General features: G+C 62.6%; 11 protein-coding genes and 1 pseudogene. 5 read left to right on the forward strand and 7 right to left on the reverse strand.

Annotated elements, in window-relative coordinates:
• The 7 genes and pseudogenes from F3J20_RS31795 to F3J20_RS06315 form a co-directional block, all read right to left on the reverse strand.
• A pseudogene (locus F3J20_RS31795) lies at positions 1-492 on the reverse strand (hypothetical protein); the annotation flags it as partial.
• 271 nt (positions 493-763) lie between these two features.
• Positions 764-3,658, reverse strand: coding sequence for a bifunctional YncE family protein/alkaline phosphatase family protein (locus F3J20_RS06290; RefSeq protein WP_240162715.1), 2,895 nt, complete (start codon positions 3,656-3,658; stop codon positions 764-766).
• Between the two features lie 956 nt (positions 3,659-4,614).
• Positions 4,615-5,139, reverse strand: coding sequence for a hypothetical protein (locus F3J20_RS06295; protein WP_167282549.1), 525 nt, complete (start codon positions 5,137-5,139; stop codon positions 4,615-4,617).
• Positions 5,140-5,518: 379 nt separating this feature from the next.
• Positions 5,519-6,703 carry a porin gene (locus F3J20_RS06300; RefSeq protein WP_167282551.1) on the reverse strand — a complete coding sequence of 395 codons (1,185 nt, stop codon included), beginning with the start codon at positions 6,701-6,703 and terminating at the stop codon, positions 5,519-5,521.
• Positions 6,704-6,921: 218 nt separating this feature from the next.
• Positions 6,922-9,354, reverse strand: coding sequence for a glycoside hydrolase family 31 protein (locus F3J20_RS06305; RefSeq protein ID WP_167282553.1), 2,433 nt, complete (start codon positions 9,352-9,354; stop codon positions 6,922-6,924).
• A gap of 18 nt (positions 9,355-9,372) precedes the next feature.
• Positions 9,373-10,659, reverse strand: a complete 1,287-nt coding sequence (locus tag F3J20_RS06310) for an MFS transporter (RefSeq protein WP_167045082.1) — start codon at positions 10,657-10,659, stop codon at positions 9,373-9,375.
• Between the two features lie 212 nt (positions 10,660-10,871).
• The gene (locus F3J20_RS06315) at positions 10,872-11,144 is read right to left on the reverse strand and encodes a hypothetical protein (protein WP_167282555.1); all 273 of its coding nucleotides are present in this window, start codon (positions 11,142-11,144) and stop codon (positions 10,872-10,874) included.
• On the opposite strand from F3J20_RS06315, the gene F3J20_RS06320 reads away from it, so the two are divergent.
• The 5 genes from F3J20_RS06320 to F3J20_RS06340 all read left to right on the forward strand — a co-directional run bounded on the left by F3J20_RS06320 (position 11,144) and on the right by F3J20_RS06340 (position 17,585).
• The gene (locus tag F3J20_RS06320) at positions 11,144-11,476 is read left to right on the forward strand and encodes a hypothetical protein (protein WP_167282557.1); all 333 of its coding nucleotides are present in this window, start codon (positions 11,144-11,146) and stop codon (positions 11,474-11,476) included. The genes F3J20_RS06315 and F3J20_RS06320 overlap by 1 nt on opposite strands.
• Before the next feature lie 325 nt (positions 11,477-11,801).
• Entirely contained in the window at positions 11,802-13,697 is a 1,896-nt protein-coding gene (locus tag F3J20_RS06325) for an extracellular solute-binding protein (RefSeq protein ID WP_240162719.1), read from the forward strand.
• Positions 13,698-13,807: 110 nt separating this feature from the next.
• On the forward strand, positions 13,808-14,845 hold the full coding sequence (locus tag F3J20_RS06330) for an ABC transporter permease subunit (RefSeq protein WP_167045091.1): 1,038 nt from the start codon (positions 13,808-13,810) through the stop codon (positions 14,843-14,845).
• Positions 14,845-15,951, forward strand: coding sequence for an ABC transporter permease (locus F3J20_RS06335; RefSeq protein WP_167282559.1), 1,107 nt, complete (start codon positions 14,845-14,847; stop codon positions 15,949-15,951). Before F3J20_RS06330 ends, F3J20_RS06335 begins: the two co-directional genes overlap by 1 nt.
• Positions 15,948-17,585, forward strand: a complete 1,638-nt coding sequence (locus F3J20_RS06340) for a dipeptide ABC transporter ATP-binding protein (protein WP_167045097.1) — start codon at positions 15,948-15,950, stop codon at positions 17,583-17,585. Before F3J20_RS06335 ends, F3J20_RS06340 begins: the two co-directional genes overlap by 4 nt.
• Positions 17,586-17,644 lie beyond the last annotated feature (59 nt).

The raw sequence follows: 17,644 nt of genomic DNA on the forward strand, positions 1-17,644 counted from the left end.
GGCGGATGCCGCGGCGGCTGGGGTCGCGGCGGGCGATGGCGTGGCCGCGGCCGCTGTCGTCGCAGCGGGCTCGGCCGCGGCAAGCCTGCCTGGTGAGGGTGTCACGGGTTCATGCGTCGGCGTTGCCGGATGATTCGTTTTACTGATGGTTCTCGGGGTTATGGGCGGTGCCTTGGGCTTCGCCGTCTCGACGGGAACCGCACGCTGCGGGGGCGAGGCAGGGTGCGAAACAGGGGGCGGCTGCACGACCGCGGACGCGGTCATCGGCGCGGGCGGCAACAGTTCGGCGGTGATCGTGCGCGGCTCAGCCAACAACGGCATGGGTTCGTCGCGATGGTTCAGCACTGCCGCGAGCAGCACCACATGAATGCCGACAGCCACGACGACGGCGCTCGTTGCCCGGACGTTCAGCCGCCCGGGCAATGCCGGTGCGCGGACCGAATAAAGGGGATGCGAAATCTGCATGCTGTGGACCCGATTCAGGCGATTCATTCAGACGAACCTTCGCCCCGGCAATCCGGTGCGAACCCAGGCACATCGCTTGACGCAAATTCAAGGTACTCAGGATCAGGATCAGGAACAGCAGGAAGCGGGCATCGGTCATCGCCATGCGCCTATCGGCATGCCGGCTCGTGGCGAGGCGCCGATGGCAACGGGCGGCAGTCCCGAAAGACCGCCGCCCGCCGCTACCCGTTACCGCGTACCCGGCGCGTCGGGGTCATGCAACCCGTCTGCGCCAGAGGCGAACGACAGCGCGACCGACTTAATCGTCGTCGTCGTCCGAGGCGGCGACCGTCTTCGTACCGTCCGCCGCGACCTTCGAATAGATCGAATGCGGCGTCGGATACGGCTTGTCACCCATCACACCCTTCCACAGCACCTGGTTGAACAGCGCCGGCGGAATCAGGTCTTCCTTGGAGAAGTCGAAGTCCTTCGTTGCGTTCGCCCAGTAGGTCGCGCCGTGCAGCGGATGAATGTCCGGACCCTGCGCGTACTGGTTGCCGTCGTTACCGCCCGACGTCGGGCCGGTGGCCACGTTACCCACGTTCGTGCCCTTCAGGATCGTCGAGGCAACGGCCGTGTAGGTCCACGAACCATTCGAGTGCGTGTCGAAGAGGTCGGCCATCGGCTTCGCGTAGGCCGTGTTCAGGTCGATGTGCTGGGTGCCCAGTACATCTTCCATCGTACGGACGGCGCTAACCTGGCTGTACGGCGTGCTGACGATCGCCTGCTTCTTCACATACGCGCCGACGACATACGCCGGAGCGCGGTGCGAGTCGACGTGATCGGAGCCGGCCTGCGAGTCGTCCTCGACCACTACGATCAGCGTATTTTTCGCGTACGGGCTGTTCGCGACCGTTTCGACCAGCTTGCCGACGGCGAAGTCGTTATCGGCTTCTTCCTGCTCGGCCGAGGCCATCTGACCCACGTTCTGCGCATAGTTGCCGGTGTGGTCGGAGCCCATGCGGACGAATTCAAACGACGGGAGATTGCCGTTCGCCACGTACTGCTGGAACTCGCGGTTCCATTCGAGCTCGCGGAAGGTGTCCGGATAGGACTGGTCGAAGCCGCGATAGTACGGGTCCGTCAGATTGACGAGCGTCGGCTTGACCGGGTGAACCTGAATGATGTTGGAGGCGAACGGCGTGAGCAGCGGGCTCGCGATCGTGCCGATCGAGCCCGTGTTGTTGACCATGCCGCCGTAGTCGCGCACCGAGCCGCCGGCTTGCAGCACCGCATCGTAGATGTTGGCCTTCTGGTAGCCGAACGGCGCATCCGGCACCGAGATGTCGGCGATACCCGGCAGCACGTTGGCCGTGCCACCCGGCAGCGACGACGTTCCCGTCGTGAAGCTGCCGCCCGTGCCGGCATCGCGCAAGGCGGTCGTCGCGAGGCCGACCGGCACGCCGCGGTTGCTGCCTTCCGATTCGTACGACATGCCGCGCGTGACGCCCGCATAGTTTTCCTGCTGCGAGACTTCTTCGGTCGGCGTGACGTGCGCGTGCTGGACCCACGACCAGCCGTCCATCGAGCCGTCGCCCGGATCGGTGAAGTTGTCGATCGTGACGAAGTTGCTGGCGATGTTGTGGAAGTTCGGCGTCGTGGCCTTGCCGTACATCGTGAGCGTCGGATCGCCGTTCGAGCCGTTGCCGAGGTCGCCGAGGATCTGGTCGAACGTGCGGTTTTCCTTGACGATATAGATCACATGCTTGATGTGATCGTGCATGAACTGCATCGTCTGACGATCGCTTTGCGACTCTTTCACCGAGTAGTGGTTGTTTTCTTCCACCTGGTTCGTGAGGCGCTCGAGCACTTCGCCGCGCGGAACCGGTGCGCTGATGAGGCTGCTCTGCTCCAGGCCGAACTGGTACTGGGCCGTGGCGCCGCCCGGCGTGTAGAGCGGGTTCGGGCCAGTGTTCGACTTGCCGTTGATGATGTACATCTGCGAGCCGTCGGCGCTCAGCGTGATGTCCTTCGGCGCATAGGCGGTCGGGATCAGGCCGGCGACGTGGTAGCCGTTCTGGCCGTCGAGGTCGATCACGGCGATCGAATTATCGCCGTTGTTGACCGCGTACAGCGTCTTGCCGTCCTTCGACACGGTCACGTTGACCGTATCGCGGCCGCTGTACTTCTTGCTGTTGCCATGGCCGTGGCCTTGATCGTTGTCGTTGCCCCAGCCGTGGCCGTGATCGTTGTCATGGCCGTGATCGTTGCCGTGACCATGATCGTGATCGTCGTCGTCCTGATCGTCGCCGGACAGGCTGGCGATGTCGATCGTCTTCTGGACCTTGCGGCTGGACGTATCGATGACCGCCACCTGGTCGGCGTTCGACACGGCGACGTAGAGCTTCGATTGATCCGGCGAGAGCGTCATGCCGTAGGCATTGCCTTGCAGGGGAATGCGCGTGATGAATTGCGGCGCGGCCGGGTTCGACAGGTTCAGCACCACGACTTCACGGTCGCGCACCGACGAAACGAACGCGGTGCCGTCCGACTTCAGCGAGACGGCCCACGGGTATTCGCCGCCGGCGACGCCTTGCGCGCCCGACGTGTTGAACGGACGCAGGTCGTATTCCGACGTGACCGTGTTCGACGTCGTGTCGATGAGGGTGATCGAGTCGTTGTAGTTGTTGGCCACGACCAGCGTTCTGCCGTCGGCCGACACGGCGAGACCGCCGGCGTTCGGCTTCACGCCCGAACCGATACCCGTGGTGTGATTCAGCGCGATGGCCGCGGTCTGCGACCATTGGGCCGACGGCGCCGCCGAAGCGCGACCGTACACGTAGACCTTGTCGTCGGCGCCGCCGGTGCCGTACAGGGTCTGGTTGCCGTTCCACGCGAGGCCATCGAACGCATTGTTCTGATGAATGGCCTGCACGAGTTGCGGGTTGGCCTTGTTGGCGCCCGACACATCGTAGATGAAGATGTACTGGGTCGAGTCAGCCTTGTCGAGCGTGTTGTTGTTGGTACCCGTGTAGACGGTGTTGTAGCCGGCGGTGATGACCGCGAGCGTATTGCCGTCCGGGCTGAGCTGCGACTTGATGGCGCCGCTGACCACCTGGGTCGGCTTGGCCGACAGCTGCGGATTCAGCAGTTGTTGCGCGGCACCCGGGATGGCCATCGGGGAAATGAACTGGCCGGTGGGCAGAAGCGCCATGTTGCTCTGCGGAGTCGCGAAGGCCACGCAGCTGGTTAATAGGCTTAAAGCAATGCCGGACTGAACGAGCTTTCGATTCATCGTGCTTCTCCAAAGAATTCAAAACAGAATTGTTGATCTGATTCAAACGGAATCATTTGGTAGAGATATCGCCCCTGATTGCTCAGATGTGCTGACGGTCGATTCACGCGAGACGCATAACAGCACTGCTCTTGCGCTGTCAGCACGGCGATATTTAGTCATCGGCAAGTGTCAATCGAATGACGCGTTTAAATCTGGAGTGCGACGAATAAGAATCGTTATCACGTTATGCCGAAATTAATTCTTATATGACTGTCATGTGTTTATCTGTCATCCTGAATTAAATGAAACTTCACGAAATGGTTCGCTATTTCGTCGCGATTGTCAGAGGAATAGGTGGGCGAGACGCGATTCGCGACGCATCGGTGGAGGCGTTCGTTGGTGACATGTATCGCCGCGGACTACGCGTGGTCCGTTCGGTGGGATAGGTGTGAGGGCGAGCGTGGGTGTGGCGAAGGCGTGGGTGGAATGAGAGGCTGTGCTGCGTCAGAGATGCCGCTTGCATGACTCTCTAAACGATCAGAACATCGGATTCTGAATCGGTAAGTCGCACGGCCAAAACCGCGGGTATTGAAATGTTCAATGCCGGTCGATTTTCACAAGAAATCAAGCCTACAACTCTTGCATGACAGAGGGGTGAAATTTATTCGAGAAATGATGATCTCTGTTTGAGTACTTTTTATATGATCTTCCGCCATTTTAGGTATGCATGCCATGCATCGACGCTAGTTTTAACAGGTGACTATTGGCCGATGCATGGCATATTGAGAAGCGACTTGTCTTTCAAATGTATTTTTATATTCTTTCATTTTAATAAAGAGAGGTGATTGGTCCGAACGGATTTCCGCTTAGGCCAGGTATCTGCCGAGTCCCGTTTAGCTGTCGTTGTCATAGGTGCCTTTCCATATGATTTGTCCGGGCATGAGACCCCCGCCTAAGCCTTCCTGTAGTCCCTCGTTAACGCCGCGAACAACGATCACGGCAGGGGCGGCATTGACAGCCAGGGCCATGAACGACTGAATCATGATTGCCATTTCCAGTAGCTCAGGTTTTATGCCACAAAGCAAAACCGTCACATCCGTACCGTAGAGCAGGCCAGCGCTGCCGTCAAAATAGATCGCACCACCTTCCAACTTTTGTGGCGTGAGATTGCCATGACATGCTGCTGTTTCATAGACGATGCCGTTGCTGGGGAAGTCGGTTGTTGATCCGGTTCCAGCGATTTCCCGTCCTTTGAGGGTTATTTGGGGCAAGGTTAGTTTTCTGTGCAGCAGTTTCGGAATCGGGACGGAGATACCCATCCCAAATCCGGCATATTTGAACTGCTGGCGTTTGCCTTCAGGGTCATCCAGAACCAGAAGTCCAACGGATACGAGGAATGCGCCAAGACTATCCGCCACACCATCTCCACTTTGATTTGAGCTTGACCTGTTGTTAGCCAGCAAACGATCAACTATTCGGCGTCGCTCGCGGCGCTTTCACGTACGTCCGTTTCGCGTAGATGTGCCGTGCCAGGCTATGTTCGGAAAGGTCCATTTCAATTGGAATGGGATAACTCCGAAAAGTGGGATTGTGAGATCGGAATCAAAACCAAAGGCCTGCGCGGGATTGCTCCGGCAGGCCCGTCAGTCATTGCAGTTGAAGCTACTATGACAGTGCAAACAGATCGGTTTCGCGACTCGGGCGCGAGCGATCATGCTGCGTCGTCTTATCTAATCGGAAAACCTCGGTCAACCCATGTCATGGACGAAGAGCAGTACCCGCTCCAATGACGTTCAATCAGAACGCGTGCCGCAACCCCACCATCCCGACGAACTGCGATGGCCCCGACGACGGCGTCGTGTTCTGCGAGTCGCCCACCACCGCGACCGCGTCGGCAATGCTCACGCCGCTGCCCGCCGCGATCAGCGCCTTGCCGCTCGCATGCTGATATGCCTCGAGCGCATAGAGCGTCGTGCGTGTCGAGAGGTTGTACGTCTGCTCGAACGAAATCTGCTGGTAGTGCGCGGGATCGTCGATGCCGTTCGCCTTGCTCTGCTGCGTGAAGCTATAGCCGCCGCCGACCGTCACGCTCGGCGTGACCCGGTAGGTCGCAATCACGCCGTAGGTGTTGAACACGGCCTTGTCGAGGAACAGCGAGCCGTTGCCCGGCGCGTACTGCACGTTCGAGTAGTTGAGCCCGACCATCAGATCGTGCCAGCTATAGCGGCCCGCCGCCGCGAACAGTTGCGCGCTGCGCGCGCTCGCATAGCCGTTGTTCACCGGCGAGTTGATCGCGAAGCTGCCGAGCGCCGCGCTCGTCGCGACGTCCTTGAGCTTCACGTAGCCGGCCGCGATCGACACCGGCTGATAATCGTAGCGGAACGCCGCGCTGAAATTGCTGCCGTTCGCGACGCTGCCCGGCACGCCGCCGAGCGCGTATTGCGCGCTCATCTGCAGGCCCGCGATCGTCGGCGATAAGTAGGTTACCGAATTATTGAAGCGCAGCGTCGTGTCGAGCGCGTCGATATCGCCGGGGTGCGCGCCGGTCGCACCGGTCAGCACGCCGGTCGGCCCGAGCGCGCCGACCATGTTGAAGTAGGGCGTGTACTGGCGGCCGAGCGTCACGGTGCCGTAGCGGTCATTGGCGAGGCCGACATAAGCCTGGCGGTTGAACAGATAGCCTGCGGTGCTTTGCGCGCCGGTCAGCGAATTGAAGCCGCTTTCGAGCCGGAAGATCGCCTTCGTGCCGCCGCCGAGGTCTTCCGAGCCGACCAGGCCGAACTTGCTCGCCTGCAGGTTGCCCTGGCTCATATAGAAGTTCGAATGCCCCTTCTGGTTGCTGACATAGCTGAACGCATTGTCGACGACGCCATACAGCGTGACGCTGCTTTGCGCCGATGCGTTGGTCGACAATACGGCGCCCGCGAACGGCAGGCAGCAGAGGACGAACGCGCGAGTACGCGCGTGCTGGATGGGATTCATGATGGACGTGTCTCCAGACTGGATGAATAGGCCTGAGAGATCGATGAGCGCTCAATCAGTTCTCGATCGGAGTGGGTCGGAGTTGATAGGGCGTTCATCGATCTCTCAGGCCGCTGCGGTTGTTGTTTCGTGCTGCGCGGTACTTCGTCTTTTGTACTTCGTACGTCGTTTGTGCTTCGTTTGTGCCTCGTGGTGCTGGCGAGTGTCTCGCGATACCCTCAGTGCGGCAGTGAAACTGTCAGGCAGCGCCAGCCGTCCGCGACATGGTCGTCGGCCAGCGTGCCGTTTGCGCAGACGATCGCGCGCGTTTCGCTCATCGGCACGAAGATGCGAACCTGCGCTTGCACCTGCGATTGCGGCAGCCAGCCCGGACGCTCGACCGCGATGCGCAACGTGCCCGTATCGTCGCTCGATAGCGCGACCTTCCAGCGCCCTTGCTCGCCGTTGCGCCATGCCTCGCTCTCGCCGTCGTCTTCGATCGAGCCGCCTTGCGCGGTGCCCATGCCCGCATACGGCACCGCGATGAACGCGCGTTCGTCGGCGGGGCGGCCGAAGTGCTGCTCGGCAACGTTCAGCGGAATCACGCTGCCTTCGCGCAGCAGGAACACGGGACGCTCGAACGGCGCCGGCAGCGTGACGGTCTGGCCGCCAGCGAACGTCTCGCCGCTCCAGTACGACACCCAGCGCGTGCCGGCCGGCAGATACACGTCGCGCGTGGTCCGGTTCGCGTCGACCACCGGCGCGACCAGCATCGACGAGCCGAGCATCATGTCGTCGCCGTCGGCGAGGCAGCGCGGATCGTGCGGAAACTCCGCGAACATCGGCCGCAACACCGGCTCGTAAGCGCTGTGCGATTGCCACAGCAGTTCGTACAGGTAAGGGATGAGCCGGTAGCGCAGCTTGATCAGATCGGCGACCTGTTGCGTGACCTCGGGGTACATCCACGGCTCGTTGACGGTGCCGTCGTCGTTCCACGAGTGAATCGAAAAGCGCGGCAGGAAGATGCCGAACGCGACCCAGCGCGCGAACAGTTCCGCTCCAGGCGCCGGACCCGCGAAGCCGCCGATGTCGTGTCCGCTGTTCGAGATGCCGGACATCGCGAGTCCGAGGCCCATCTTCAGATTGAAGCGCAGCGTTTCCCACGACGTGTAGTTGTCGCCCGACCATGTCTGCACGTAGCGATGCATGCCGACGCCGCCCGAGCGCGACACGAGGAACGGCCGTTTGTCTGGCGCATGCTCGCGCTGCGCGTCGTGCGACGCGCGCATCATCAATTGCGTTTGCAACACCTTGGCCTGATGCGCCGGATAGGCACGGCCGAAGCCATGCGCGAGCGCATTCGGCGTCCAGATCTCGAACTCGTTGTTGTCGTTCCACGTGGCCGCGATGCCGTACCGGAGCAGCGCGTCCTTCACGCGCGCTTTCCACCAGTCGATCGTTGCCGGATTCGTGAAGTCGAGATAGGCGCCCACTTCGTCCCAGAACTGCACCCATGCGGGTTCGCCGTCGGATGCTGCGATCAGCAGACCGGCTTGCGCGACTTCCCCGAACTTCGGATGGTCTTGCAGCAAACACGGCTTGATATTGGCGCACAGCCGCACGCCGTGATCGAGATAGCTTTGCACGAAGCCGTCGATGTCCGGAAACTTCTCGTGATTCCAGTTGAACACGTAGCGCTTCGGCCCGATCGACGTATAGCCCGAGGACAGATGGAACGAATCGCACAGCACGTCGTGCTCGCGGCAGCGCTCGATGAATTCGCCCATCTGCTGCTGCGCGTCCGGCGCGTCGGTGTAGCTCATCGTCGAGCCGGAGTAGCCGAGGCCCCACTTCGGCATCCACGCGGGACGGCCAGTGAGCCACGTGAAGCGGCGCACCGCGTCGAGCGGCGTGCCCGGCGAGGCGATGAAGTAATAGTCGAGATCGCCATGCTCGGCGATGAAATGGCGATAGTGGCCGTGATAGTTGTCGAGCTCGCGGCCCATGTCGAAGCGGCAATCGGCGAGCGTGTCGTAGAAGAGCCCGAAGCCCGTCGACGTCTGCGGCTGCCATGTCACGTAAAACGGAATGTGCTTGTAGAGCGGGTCCGTGGTGCGCGCGCTGTAGCCCATCGCGTCGATGTTGCGCATCTCGTAGCTCTGCTGCGCGCGATCGAGCGAGCCGGCGCGCTCACCGAGGCCGACGTACATTTCGTCGCGGCGCCGTTCGAGGTAGTGATAGACGCGCGAGTCCCACCAGCCGAAGTTGTACGCCTGCGTTTTGCGATCGCTCATGACGCGATGCCACGTGCCCTCGTGCAGGATGTCCCATGCGCAGGTGCCGCCTTCGAGCGCCACGCTCACGCGCACGCGCGCGGTTTCGATCACGACGTGGCCGGCCTGTTCCGAGACCGTGAACGGCGGCGGCGTGAAGCCGCTCAGGTCGTGCCGTTCGCGGCCTGCGAGCGGCACGTCGTCGGCGCCGGGCGCGATCGCCCACGTGCGTGGTCCGCGCGTTTCGCCGTCCGGCAGCACGAGCACGCGGATGATGTCGTCCGCGAGCACGAACAGTTCGATGCGGCAGTTCGGTTGCGCGGTCAGCACGATCGGGTTGCCGGCCGTGGACGACAGCGCGAAGCGCGGCGGATGCCTGAGAGTGGTCGATGAGGGCATGATGGGTCTCGAGGAAGGTTACGCGGCCGTGCCGGCGTTGAGTTCGGCGCGGCGCGCGCGGCCATGGCGCGGCACGCCGCGCATCAGGATAATCAGCAGCGTCGCGCCGATGATGTCGAATACGCCGAGCGCACCGAACAGCGGCGTATAGCCGATCGAATCGGCCAGCGCGCCGACCATCAGCGAGAAGCCGAGGCCGCCGATCCACGCGGCCATGCCCGCAAAGCCGGCGACGGTGCCGACCTCGCCCGGGTCGAAGACGTCGGCGGCGAGCGTGTTGACGAGCGCGGAGAGCATCTGGTGCGCGAAGCCGCCCACGCAGAACAGCGCGATGGCCTGATACGGCGACGAGACGAAGCCGATCGACGCCGGCCCGAGCATCATCAGCGCGCCGAGCACGACGCCGGCGATGCGCGACCAGATCAGCGGCACGCGCAGATGCTTCATCAGGAACGGCGACAGGTAGCCGCCGAACAGGCCGCCGAGGTCGGCGGCAAGGAACGGCAGCCAGGCGAACATCGCGATCTGCTTCAGATCCATATGACGCTGCGTGGCGAGATAGAGCGGAATCCAGAAGCTGAACGTTTGCCAGGCGGGCTCGGCGAAAAAGCGCGCCTGCGCGATCGCCCAGAAGCGGCGCGTGCGCAGCACCTCGCGCACGCTCGCGCGCTGCGCGGCGGGCGGCGCCTGGCCGTCGAGAATCATGCTGCGTTCGGCATCGCTGGCGCGCTTGTGTTCGTTGGGCGAGCGATACATCAGATACCACATGGCGGCCCACACGAAGCCGAGTGCGCCGGTGACCGCGAACGCGCTCTGCCAGCCGTAGCGCAGCGACAGGAACACCACGAGCGGCGGCGCGAGCAGCGAGCCGAGCGAGGTCCCCATATTGAAGTAGCCGACCGCGACCGATTTTTCGCGGTCGGGAAACCATTCGGCGACCACCTTCATGCCGGCCGGAATCGCGGCCGCTTCGGAGAGGCCCATGAAGCCGCGCAAGGCCGCGAGCGAAAACCAGCTGCCTGCGAAACCGTGGAACACGCCGGTCAGCGACCACAGGCAGGCGAACAGCGCAAAGCCGAGCCGCAGGCCGATCATATCGATGATGAGGCCGCAGATCGGCTGCATCACCGTGTAGCCGACCTGGAACGCGCCGACGACATACGAATATTGCTGTGTGCTCATGTGCAGCAGCTTCATCAGCTCGGGGGCCATCACGCCGAGCGCGTTGCGCGACAGATAGTTGATGATCGTCCCGAGGCAGACGAGGGCGATGATCCACCAGCGCAATCCCTTGATCGTTTTCAAAATCAGTCTCCGTGGCGCGGCGAAACGCCACGCGGGTGGCGGCGCTCGCTGATGCGCGAATTCGAACATTTGTTGATTTTCGGTGACAGTCATCCTACCACTTGCAATGGGCCGAGATACCAGGGAAAACCATGTCGATTTCTCAAAATTTCCTTGATTTTCTGGGATAATTTGGAGATTTCTCATTTCAGATCGTAATGTGATCTGATGACTTATTTTTTTGTTAGATCGATTTCTATGTTCTTTCGAACATAGAAATGTTCGTTTTCGGTGTCGGTAAAACGAACCGGTTCGAAGCGCCGCAGGCGGCGGGCGAGGCCATTTTTTGCGGCCTTCTTCACCGCTTTATGTCCGATGTAACCAGACGTTACCTGTTGCGTGAGCACGCGATTTTCAGCATCAGTTATTACAAAGTTGAAATACGCGCGACGCGACCTTGCGTTATATTTCCGCCAACAAAACGTGTTTCCATAAAGGGTGATCAATGAAGTCCGCTCGTCTTGTTCCGCTTGTGCTCGGGGTGTTGACGTTGGCCGCGTCGGGTGCGGCGATGGCCGGTGGCCTCAACGTCGGCGTCAATATCGGCATTCCCGCTCCGGTCTACGTTGCGCCGGCTCCGGTCTACGCACCGCCGCCGCCCGTCGTCTATCAGCCGGCGCCTGCTTATTACGGTGGTCCGCAGATCGTGATCGGCTGGCATGGCGACCGTTACTGGGACGGCCATCGCTACTGGGCGCGTGACGACTGGTATCGCCACCATCCGCCGGGACGCGGCGGCTATGGACACGATCGCGGCAATCATCGCGGTTGGCACTGAGTCAGCGCCGCCTGGTGCTGCGGCGTTGAGCCGGTGTCAGGCATCACGCTGCGTGTTGCGCAGCTCATTACGCTCCTTAACCGGCAGCGCAAAACGGAAACCGCCCGCAAGGGCGGTTTTTCTTTGGTGCGAGCGTTCGTAACCACAACGCATGGCCTTGCACGAGTCGAGCAGATTGCGCGGATTAATTGGGTAGAATGCCCCGCACCGCCATTGCCCACTCATCAGCAAGACCTCTATGACAACTGGCTCGCGACGGGTTCGAACGCCTCATGTATTTCTGCACCACGTGATTCATGGACCCTTGCGCGCCGCGCTCGCTGCCATGCTGGCCTGTGCGGGTCTGCTCGCGGCGGCGCCAGCGCAAGCGGTCCATGCGATCGCGCAATACGGCGAGCCGAAATATCCGGCCGGCTTCAAGCACTTCGACTATGTGAATCCCGATGCGCCGAAGGGCGGCACGCTCGTGCTCGCGAACCCGAGCCGCCTGACGAGCTTCGACAAGTTCAATCCGTTCACGCTGCGCGGCAATCAGGCGCCGGGCCTCGAAATGATGTTCGAGAGTCTGACGACCGGCAGCGGCGACGAAGTCGCATCGGCGTACGGGCTGCTCGCCGACGACATCGTCGTCGCGCCCGACGGTCTCTCGGTCACGTTCCACATCAACCCGCACGCGCGTTTCTCGAACGGCGACCCCGTCACCGCCGACGACGTCAAGTTCTCGTTCGACACGCTGAAAAGCCCGCAGGCCGCGCCGCAATACGCATCGATTTTCGGCGAGATCACGCGTGCGGTCGTCGTCGATCCGCAGACGGTGCGCTTCGAGTTTCGCGACCGCAATCGCGAGTTGCCGCTCGTCGCGGGCAGCATGCCGGTGTTCTCGCGCAAGTGGGGGATGAAGCCGGACGGCCGCCGGATTCCGTTCGACCAGCTCGCGTTCGAAAAACCGATCGCGAGCGGCCCGTATCTGATCGAGAGCTACGACAACGGCCGCACGATCACGTTTAAACGCGACCCGCACTACTGGGGCGCCGATCTGCCGGTGCGCGTCGGCACCGACAACTTCGAGCGCATCGTCTATAAGCTCTACGCGGACAGCACCGCGCGGCTCGAAGCGTTCAAGGCCGGCGAATACGATGCACTCGTCGAATACATCGCGCGCAACTGGGTGCGGCGCGACATCGGCAAGAAGTTCGACAGCGGCGAGCTGGTCAAGCGCGAATTCGCGCAGCACAACGGCTCCGGCATGCAGGGCTTCATCCTCAACACGCGGCGGCCGTTGTTCCAGGATGTGCGCGTGCGCAAGGCGCTCGATCTCGCGCTCGACTTCCAGTGGCTGAACCGGCAACTGTTCTTCAACCAGTACACGCGTATCGACAGTTATTTCGCCAATACCGAATGGCAGGCGAAAGGGTTGCCGTCGCCGGGCGAACTCAAGCTGCTCGACCCGTTTCGCGACAAGCTCGACCCAGCCGTGTTCGGTCCGATGCCGACGCAGCCCGATACCGATCCGCCCGGTTCGCTGCGCGCCAATCTGCTGCGCGCGCGCGATCTGTTGCAGCAGGCCGGCTGGGTCTATCGCGACGGCGCGCTGCGCAACGCCAGGGGCGAGCCGTTCCGCTTCGAGATTCTCGACGATTCGGGCTCGGCGTCGTCGATGGAGCCGATCATCGCGACCTTCACGCGCAATCTGCAGAAGCTCGGCATTACCGTGACGTTCCGCACGGCCGATTTCGCGGTCTACCAGAAGCGCCTCGATGCATTCGATTTCGACGTGACGACGCTGCGTATGCCCGATGTTCAGGTGCCCGGTTCGGAGCAGGTCAACCGCTACGGCAGCAAGGCCGCCGATACGCCCGGTTCCGACAACGCGATCGGCGTGAAGTCGCCGGCGGTCGATGCCGTGCTTGACGCGCTCGTGCATGCGCAAACGCGCGAGCAACTGACCGACGCCACGCACGCGCTCGATCGTCTGCTCATGCATGGCTATTACGTCGTGCCGCACTGGTACAGCGGCACGCACCGGGTCGCGTTCAAGCGCGGGCTCGCCTGGCCGAAGACCTTGCCACTGTACTATGGCGCGGAAGGCTGGATCACGTCGATGTGGTGGTACGAAGACCCGCGGGCACGTGGGCAAGCGGACCCGCAAACGGATCGGCCGGCACCGGCACAAACGCCACCGTCCGCCGGCGCGTCGCCGAAGCCGCAGCCGAAACCGTAGCCGTAGCCGTAGCCGCCTCGTCGCAGCGCCGCGTTGCTCGCGCCTCGCCGATTTCGATTTCATCACCGACTGTCCGTTCACCTCAACGCTGTCGCACCGGAACACCGCCTATGTGGAGCTACATCCTCAAACGTCTGCTGCTGATGATCCCGACCTTGCTCGGCGTGCTCACGCTGACCTTCGCCGTGATCCAGTTCGTGCCGGGCGGACCGGTCGAGCAGATGCAGCACGAGCTGCGCAAGGGCGCGGAGGGCGCCGCGCCGTTCGGCCTGCGCGCGCATAGCGGCGTCGACGCGCAACAGGTCGCGCAACTGAAGCAGCTCTACGGTTTCGACAAACCGCCGCTCGAACGCTATGTACTGATGCTCAGACGCTTCGCGAGCTTCGATCTCGGGCAAAGCTACTTTCGCCATCAAAGCGTGTGGTCGCTGATCGTCTCGAAGCTGCCGGTGTCGATCAGCATCGGCTTGTGGACGTTCTTCCTCACGTATCTGATATCGGTGCCGCTCGGCATCGCGAAAGCCGTGCGCAACGGCTCGCGCTTCGACATCGCGACGAGCCTCGTCGTGCTGATCGGCTATGCGATTCCGGGCTTCGTGCTCGGCGTGCTGCTGCTCGTGCTGTTCGGCGGCGGCACGTTCCTGCAGCTGTTTCCGCTGCGCAACCTCACGTCCGACAACTGGGACCAGCTGAGCCTGTTCGGCAAGATCCTCGACTATCTATGGCATATCGCATTGCCGATCACGGCCTCGGTGGTCGGCAGCTTCGCGGTCGTCACGATGCTGACGAAGAACGCGTTCCTCGACGAAATCCGCAAGCAGTACGTGCTGACCGCGCGCGCCAAAGGTTTGTCGGAACGGCGCGTACTGTGGAAGCACGTGTTCCGCAATGCGTTGCTGCCGTTGATCGTCGGCTTTCCGGGCGCGTTCATCGGCGCGTTCTTCACCGGCAGCCTGCTGATCGAAACGCTGTTTTCGCTCGACGGGCTCGGGCTGCTGTCGTATGAATCGGTGATGCGGCGCGACTACCCGGTCGTGCTCGGCACACTATATCTGTTCACGCTGATCGGCCTCGTCACGCGGCTGATCTCCGACCTTTGCTATGTGTGGGTCGATCCCCGCATCCAATTCGAACAACTGGAGCGCTGATGAATCGAGCCCGCCTTTCCGCCGATGCGACGGCGCGCAGCGAACTGCCGCGCGCGCTCGTGTCGCCCACGCCCGCGCGCCGCGTGTGGCGGCGTTTTCGCCAGCAGCGGCTCGGCTACTGGAGCCTCGTTATCTTTCTCGTCGCGTTCGCGGCGAGCCTCGCCGGGCCGCTGTGGTCGAACGACAAGCCGTTCGTTGCGCGCTATGACGGCCACCTGTATTTCCCGATGTTCAAGACCTATGCGGAAACCACTTTCGGCGGCGACTTCCCGACGCCGGCCGACTATCTCGACCCGTACATCAAACATCGCTTCGACGCGCCGGGCAACTTCGCGCTGTATCCGCCGAACCATTACTACTACGACACGCTGAACTACTTCTCGACGTCGCCGAACCCGGCGCCGCCGTCGCGCGAAAACTGGCTCGGCACCGACGACCGCGGCCGCGATCTGTTCGCGCGGCTGCTATACGGCTTTCGCGTGTCGGTCGAATTCGGCCTCGTGCTCACGGTAATCAGCACGATACTCGGCATTGCCGCCGGCGCCGTGCAAGGTTATTTCGGTGGACGAACCGATATCGTCGGGCAGCGCCTCATCGAAATCTGGAACGCGATGCCGCAGCTTTATCTGCTCATCATCTTCTCGTCGATCTTCGAACCCGGCTTTGCGTTGCTGATCGTGCTGCTCTCGCTGTTCAACTGGATTGGCCTGTCCGATTACGTGCGCGCCGAATTCCTGCGCAATCGCCAGCAGGACTACGTGCGCGCCGCGCGCGCGATGGGCCTCTCGCACTGGCAGATCATCTGGCGTCATGTTCTGCCGAATAGCCTCACGCCGGTCATCACGTTCCTGCCGTTCAGCATGAGCAGTGCGATTCTGGCGCTGACGAGTCTCGACTTTCTCGGTCTCGGCGTGCCGGCGCCGACGCCGAGCCTTGGCGAACTGCTCGCGCAAGGCAAGGCGAATCTCGACGCGTGGTGGATCTCGGTGTCCACCTTCGGCGTGCTCGTGGCGATGCTGCTGTTGCTGACCTTCATGGGCGACGCGCTGCGCAATGCGCTCGACACGCGCATCTCCGATGCGATGCGTGCCGGAGGTCAGCAATGAGCGCCACGTTGCCAGGTAATCCGCAAGACGCGGCGGCGGAGAAGCCGCTGCTCGAACTCGATCATCTGCGCGTGACGTTCGGCGATACCGTCGCGGTCAACGACGTGACGCTCGCGATCGGACGCGGCGAGCGCGTCGCGCTGGTCGGCGAATCGGGCTCGGGCAAGAGCGTGACCGCGCTGTCGGTGCTGCGGTTGCTGGCCGACGCGCAGGTGAGCGGCACGATCCGCTTCGACGGCGAGGACCTGCTCGCGAAAAGCGAGCGCGCGATGCGCGGCCTGCGCGGCTCCGACATCGCGATGATCTTCCAGGAGCCGATGACGGCGCTCAATCCGCTCTACACGATCGGCGACCAGATTGCCGAGACGATCGTCGCGCATGACGGCGCGAGTGCGAGCGAGGCGGCGCGACGCACGGTCGAGCTGCTCGCGCGCACGGGCATCGCCGAGCCGGGCAAGCGTGCGAACAGCTATCCGCATCAACTGTCGGGCGGCCAGCGGCAGCGCGCGATGATCGCGATGGCGCTCGCGTGCCGTCCGCGTCTGCTGCTCGCCGACGAGCCGACCACGGCGCTCGACGTGACGATCCGCGCGCAGATCGTCGAGCTGCTGCTCGAACTGCAGCGCGACGAAGCGCAGAAGCGCGGTATGGCCGTGTTGCTGATTACGCACGACCTGAACCTCGTGCGCCACTTCGCGCAGCGCGTCGCGGTGATGGAGCAGGGCGTGCTCGTCGAGAGCGGGCCGGTCGAACAGCTGTTCGAGGCGCCGCGGCATCCGTATACGCAGCGCCTGCTCGCGAGCCGGCCGCAGCGCTCGGTCGTGCCGGTGATGCCGATCGCGCCCGTGCTGCTCGAAGCGCGCGAGGTCTCGGTCGATTTCAGAACGAAGCTGCCGGGCTTGCGCGGCTGGTTCGGCTCCGGCCATTTTCGCGCGGTCGACGCGGCGAACCTGTCGGTGCGCCAGGGCGAGACGCTCGGGATTGTCGGCGAGTCGGGTTCGGGCAAGTCGACGCTCGCGATGGCGCTGCTCGGCCTGCAGCGCACCGCGCACGGCGAGATCGAATTTCAGGGCAGGGCGCTCGGCAGCTATCGCGGCGCGGAAAAGACCGCCTTGCGCTCGACTATGCAGGTCGTCTTTCAGGATCCTTTTAGTTCGCTTTCGCCGCGGCAGACGATCGAGCGCATCGTCGGCGAGGGGCTCGCGCTGCATCGGCCGACGATGACGCCCGAGGCGCGGCGCGACAAGGTGATTGCGGTGCTGCGCGAAGTCGGCATCGACCGTACGGCGTTGTATCGCTATCCACATGAATTCTCGGGCGGCCAGCGGCAGCGCATTGCGATTGCGCGGGCGCTGGTGCTGGAGCCGCGCGTGCTGATCCTCGACGAACCGACGAGCGCGCTCGACGTGTCGATCCAGCAGCAGGTGCTGAAACTGCTCGCCGGTTTGCAGCAGAAATACAATCTCGGCTTCGTGTTCATCAGCCACGATCTCGAGGTGATCGGGGCGATGGCGCACCGTATCGTGGTGATGCAGAACGGTTCGATCGTCGAGAGCGGGGAGGCCGAGAAGGTTTTTGCGACGCCGTCGCACCCTTACACGCGAAAGCTGCTGAAAGCAGCGCTTGACCGTTGATTTTTCACTCCTTTAACAATTGGGAGTGTATCTCGATTGAATTTTTCTATTTCTTTTGA

The organism is Paraburkholderia sp. Cy-641, assembly GCF_011752945.1.
GTDB lineage: Bacteria > Pseudomonadota > Gammaproteobacteria > Burkholderiales > Burkholderiaceae > Paraburkholderia.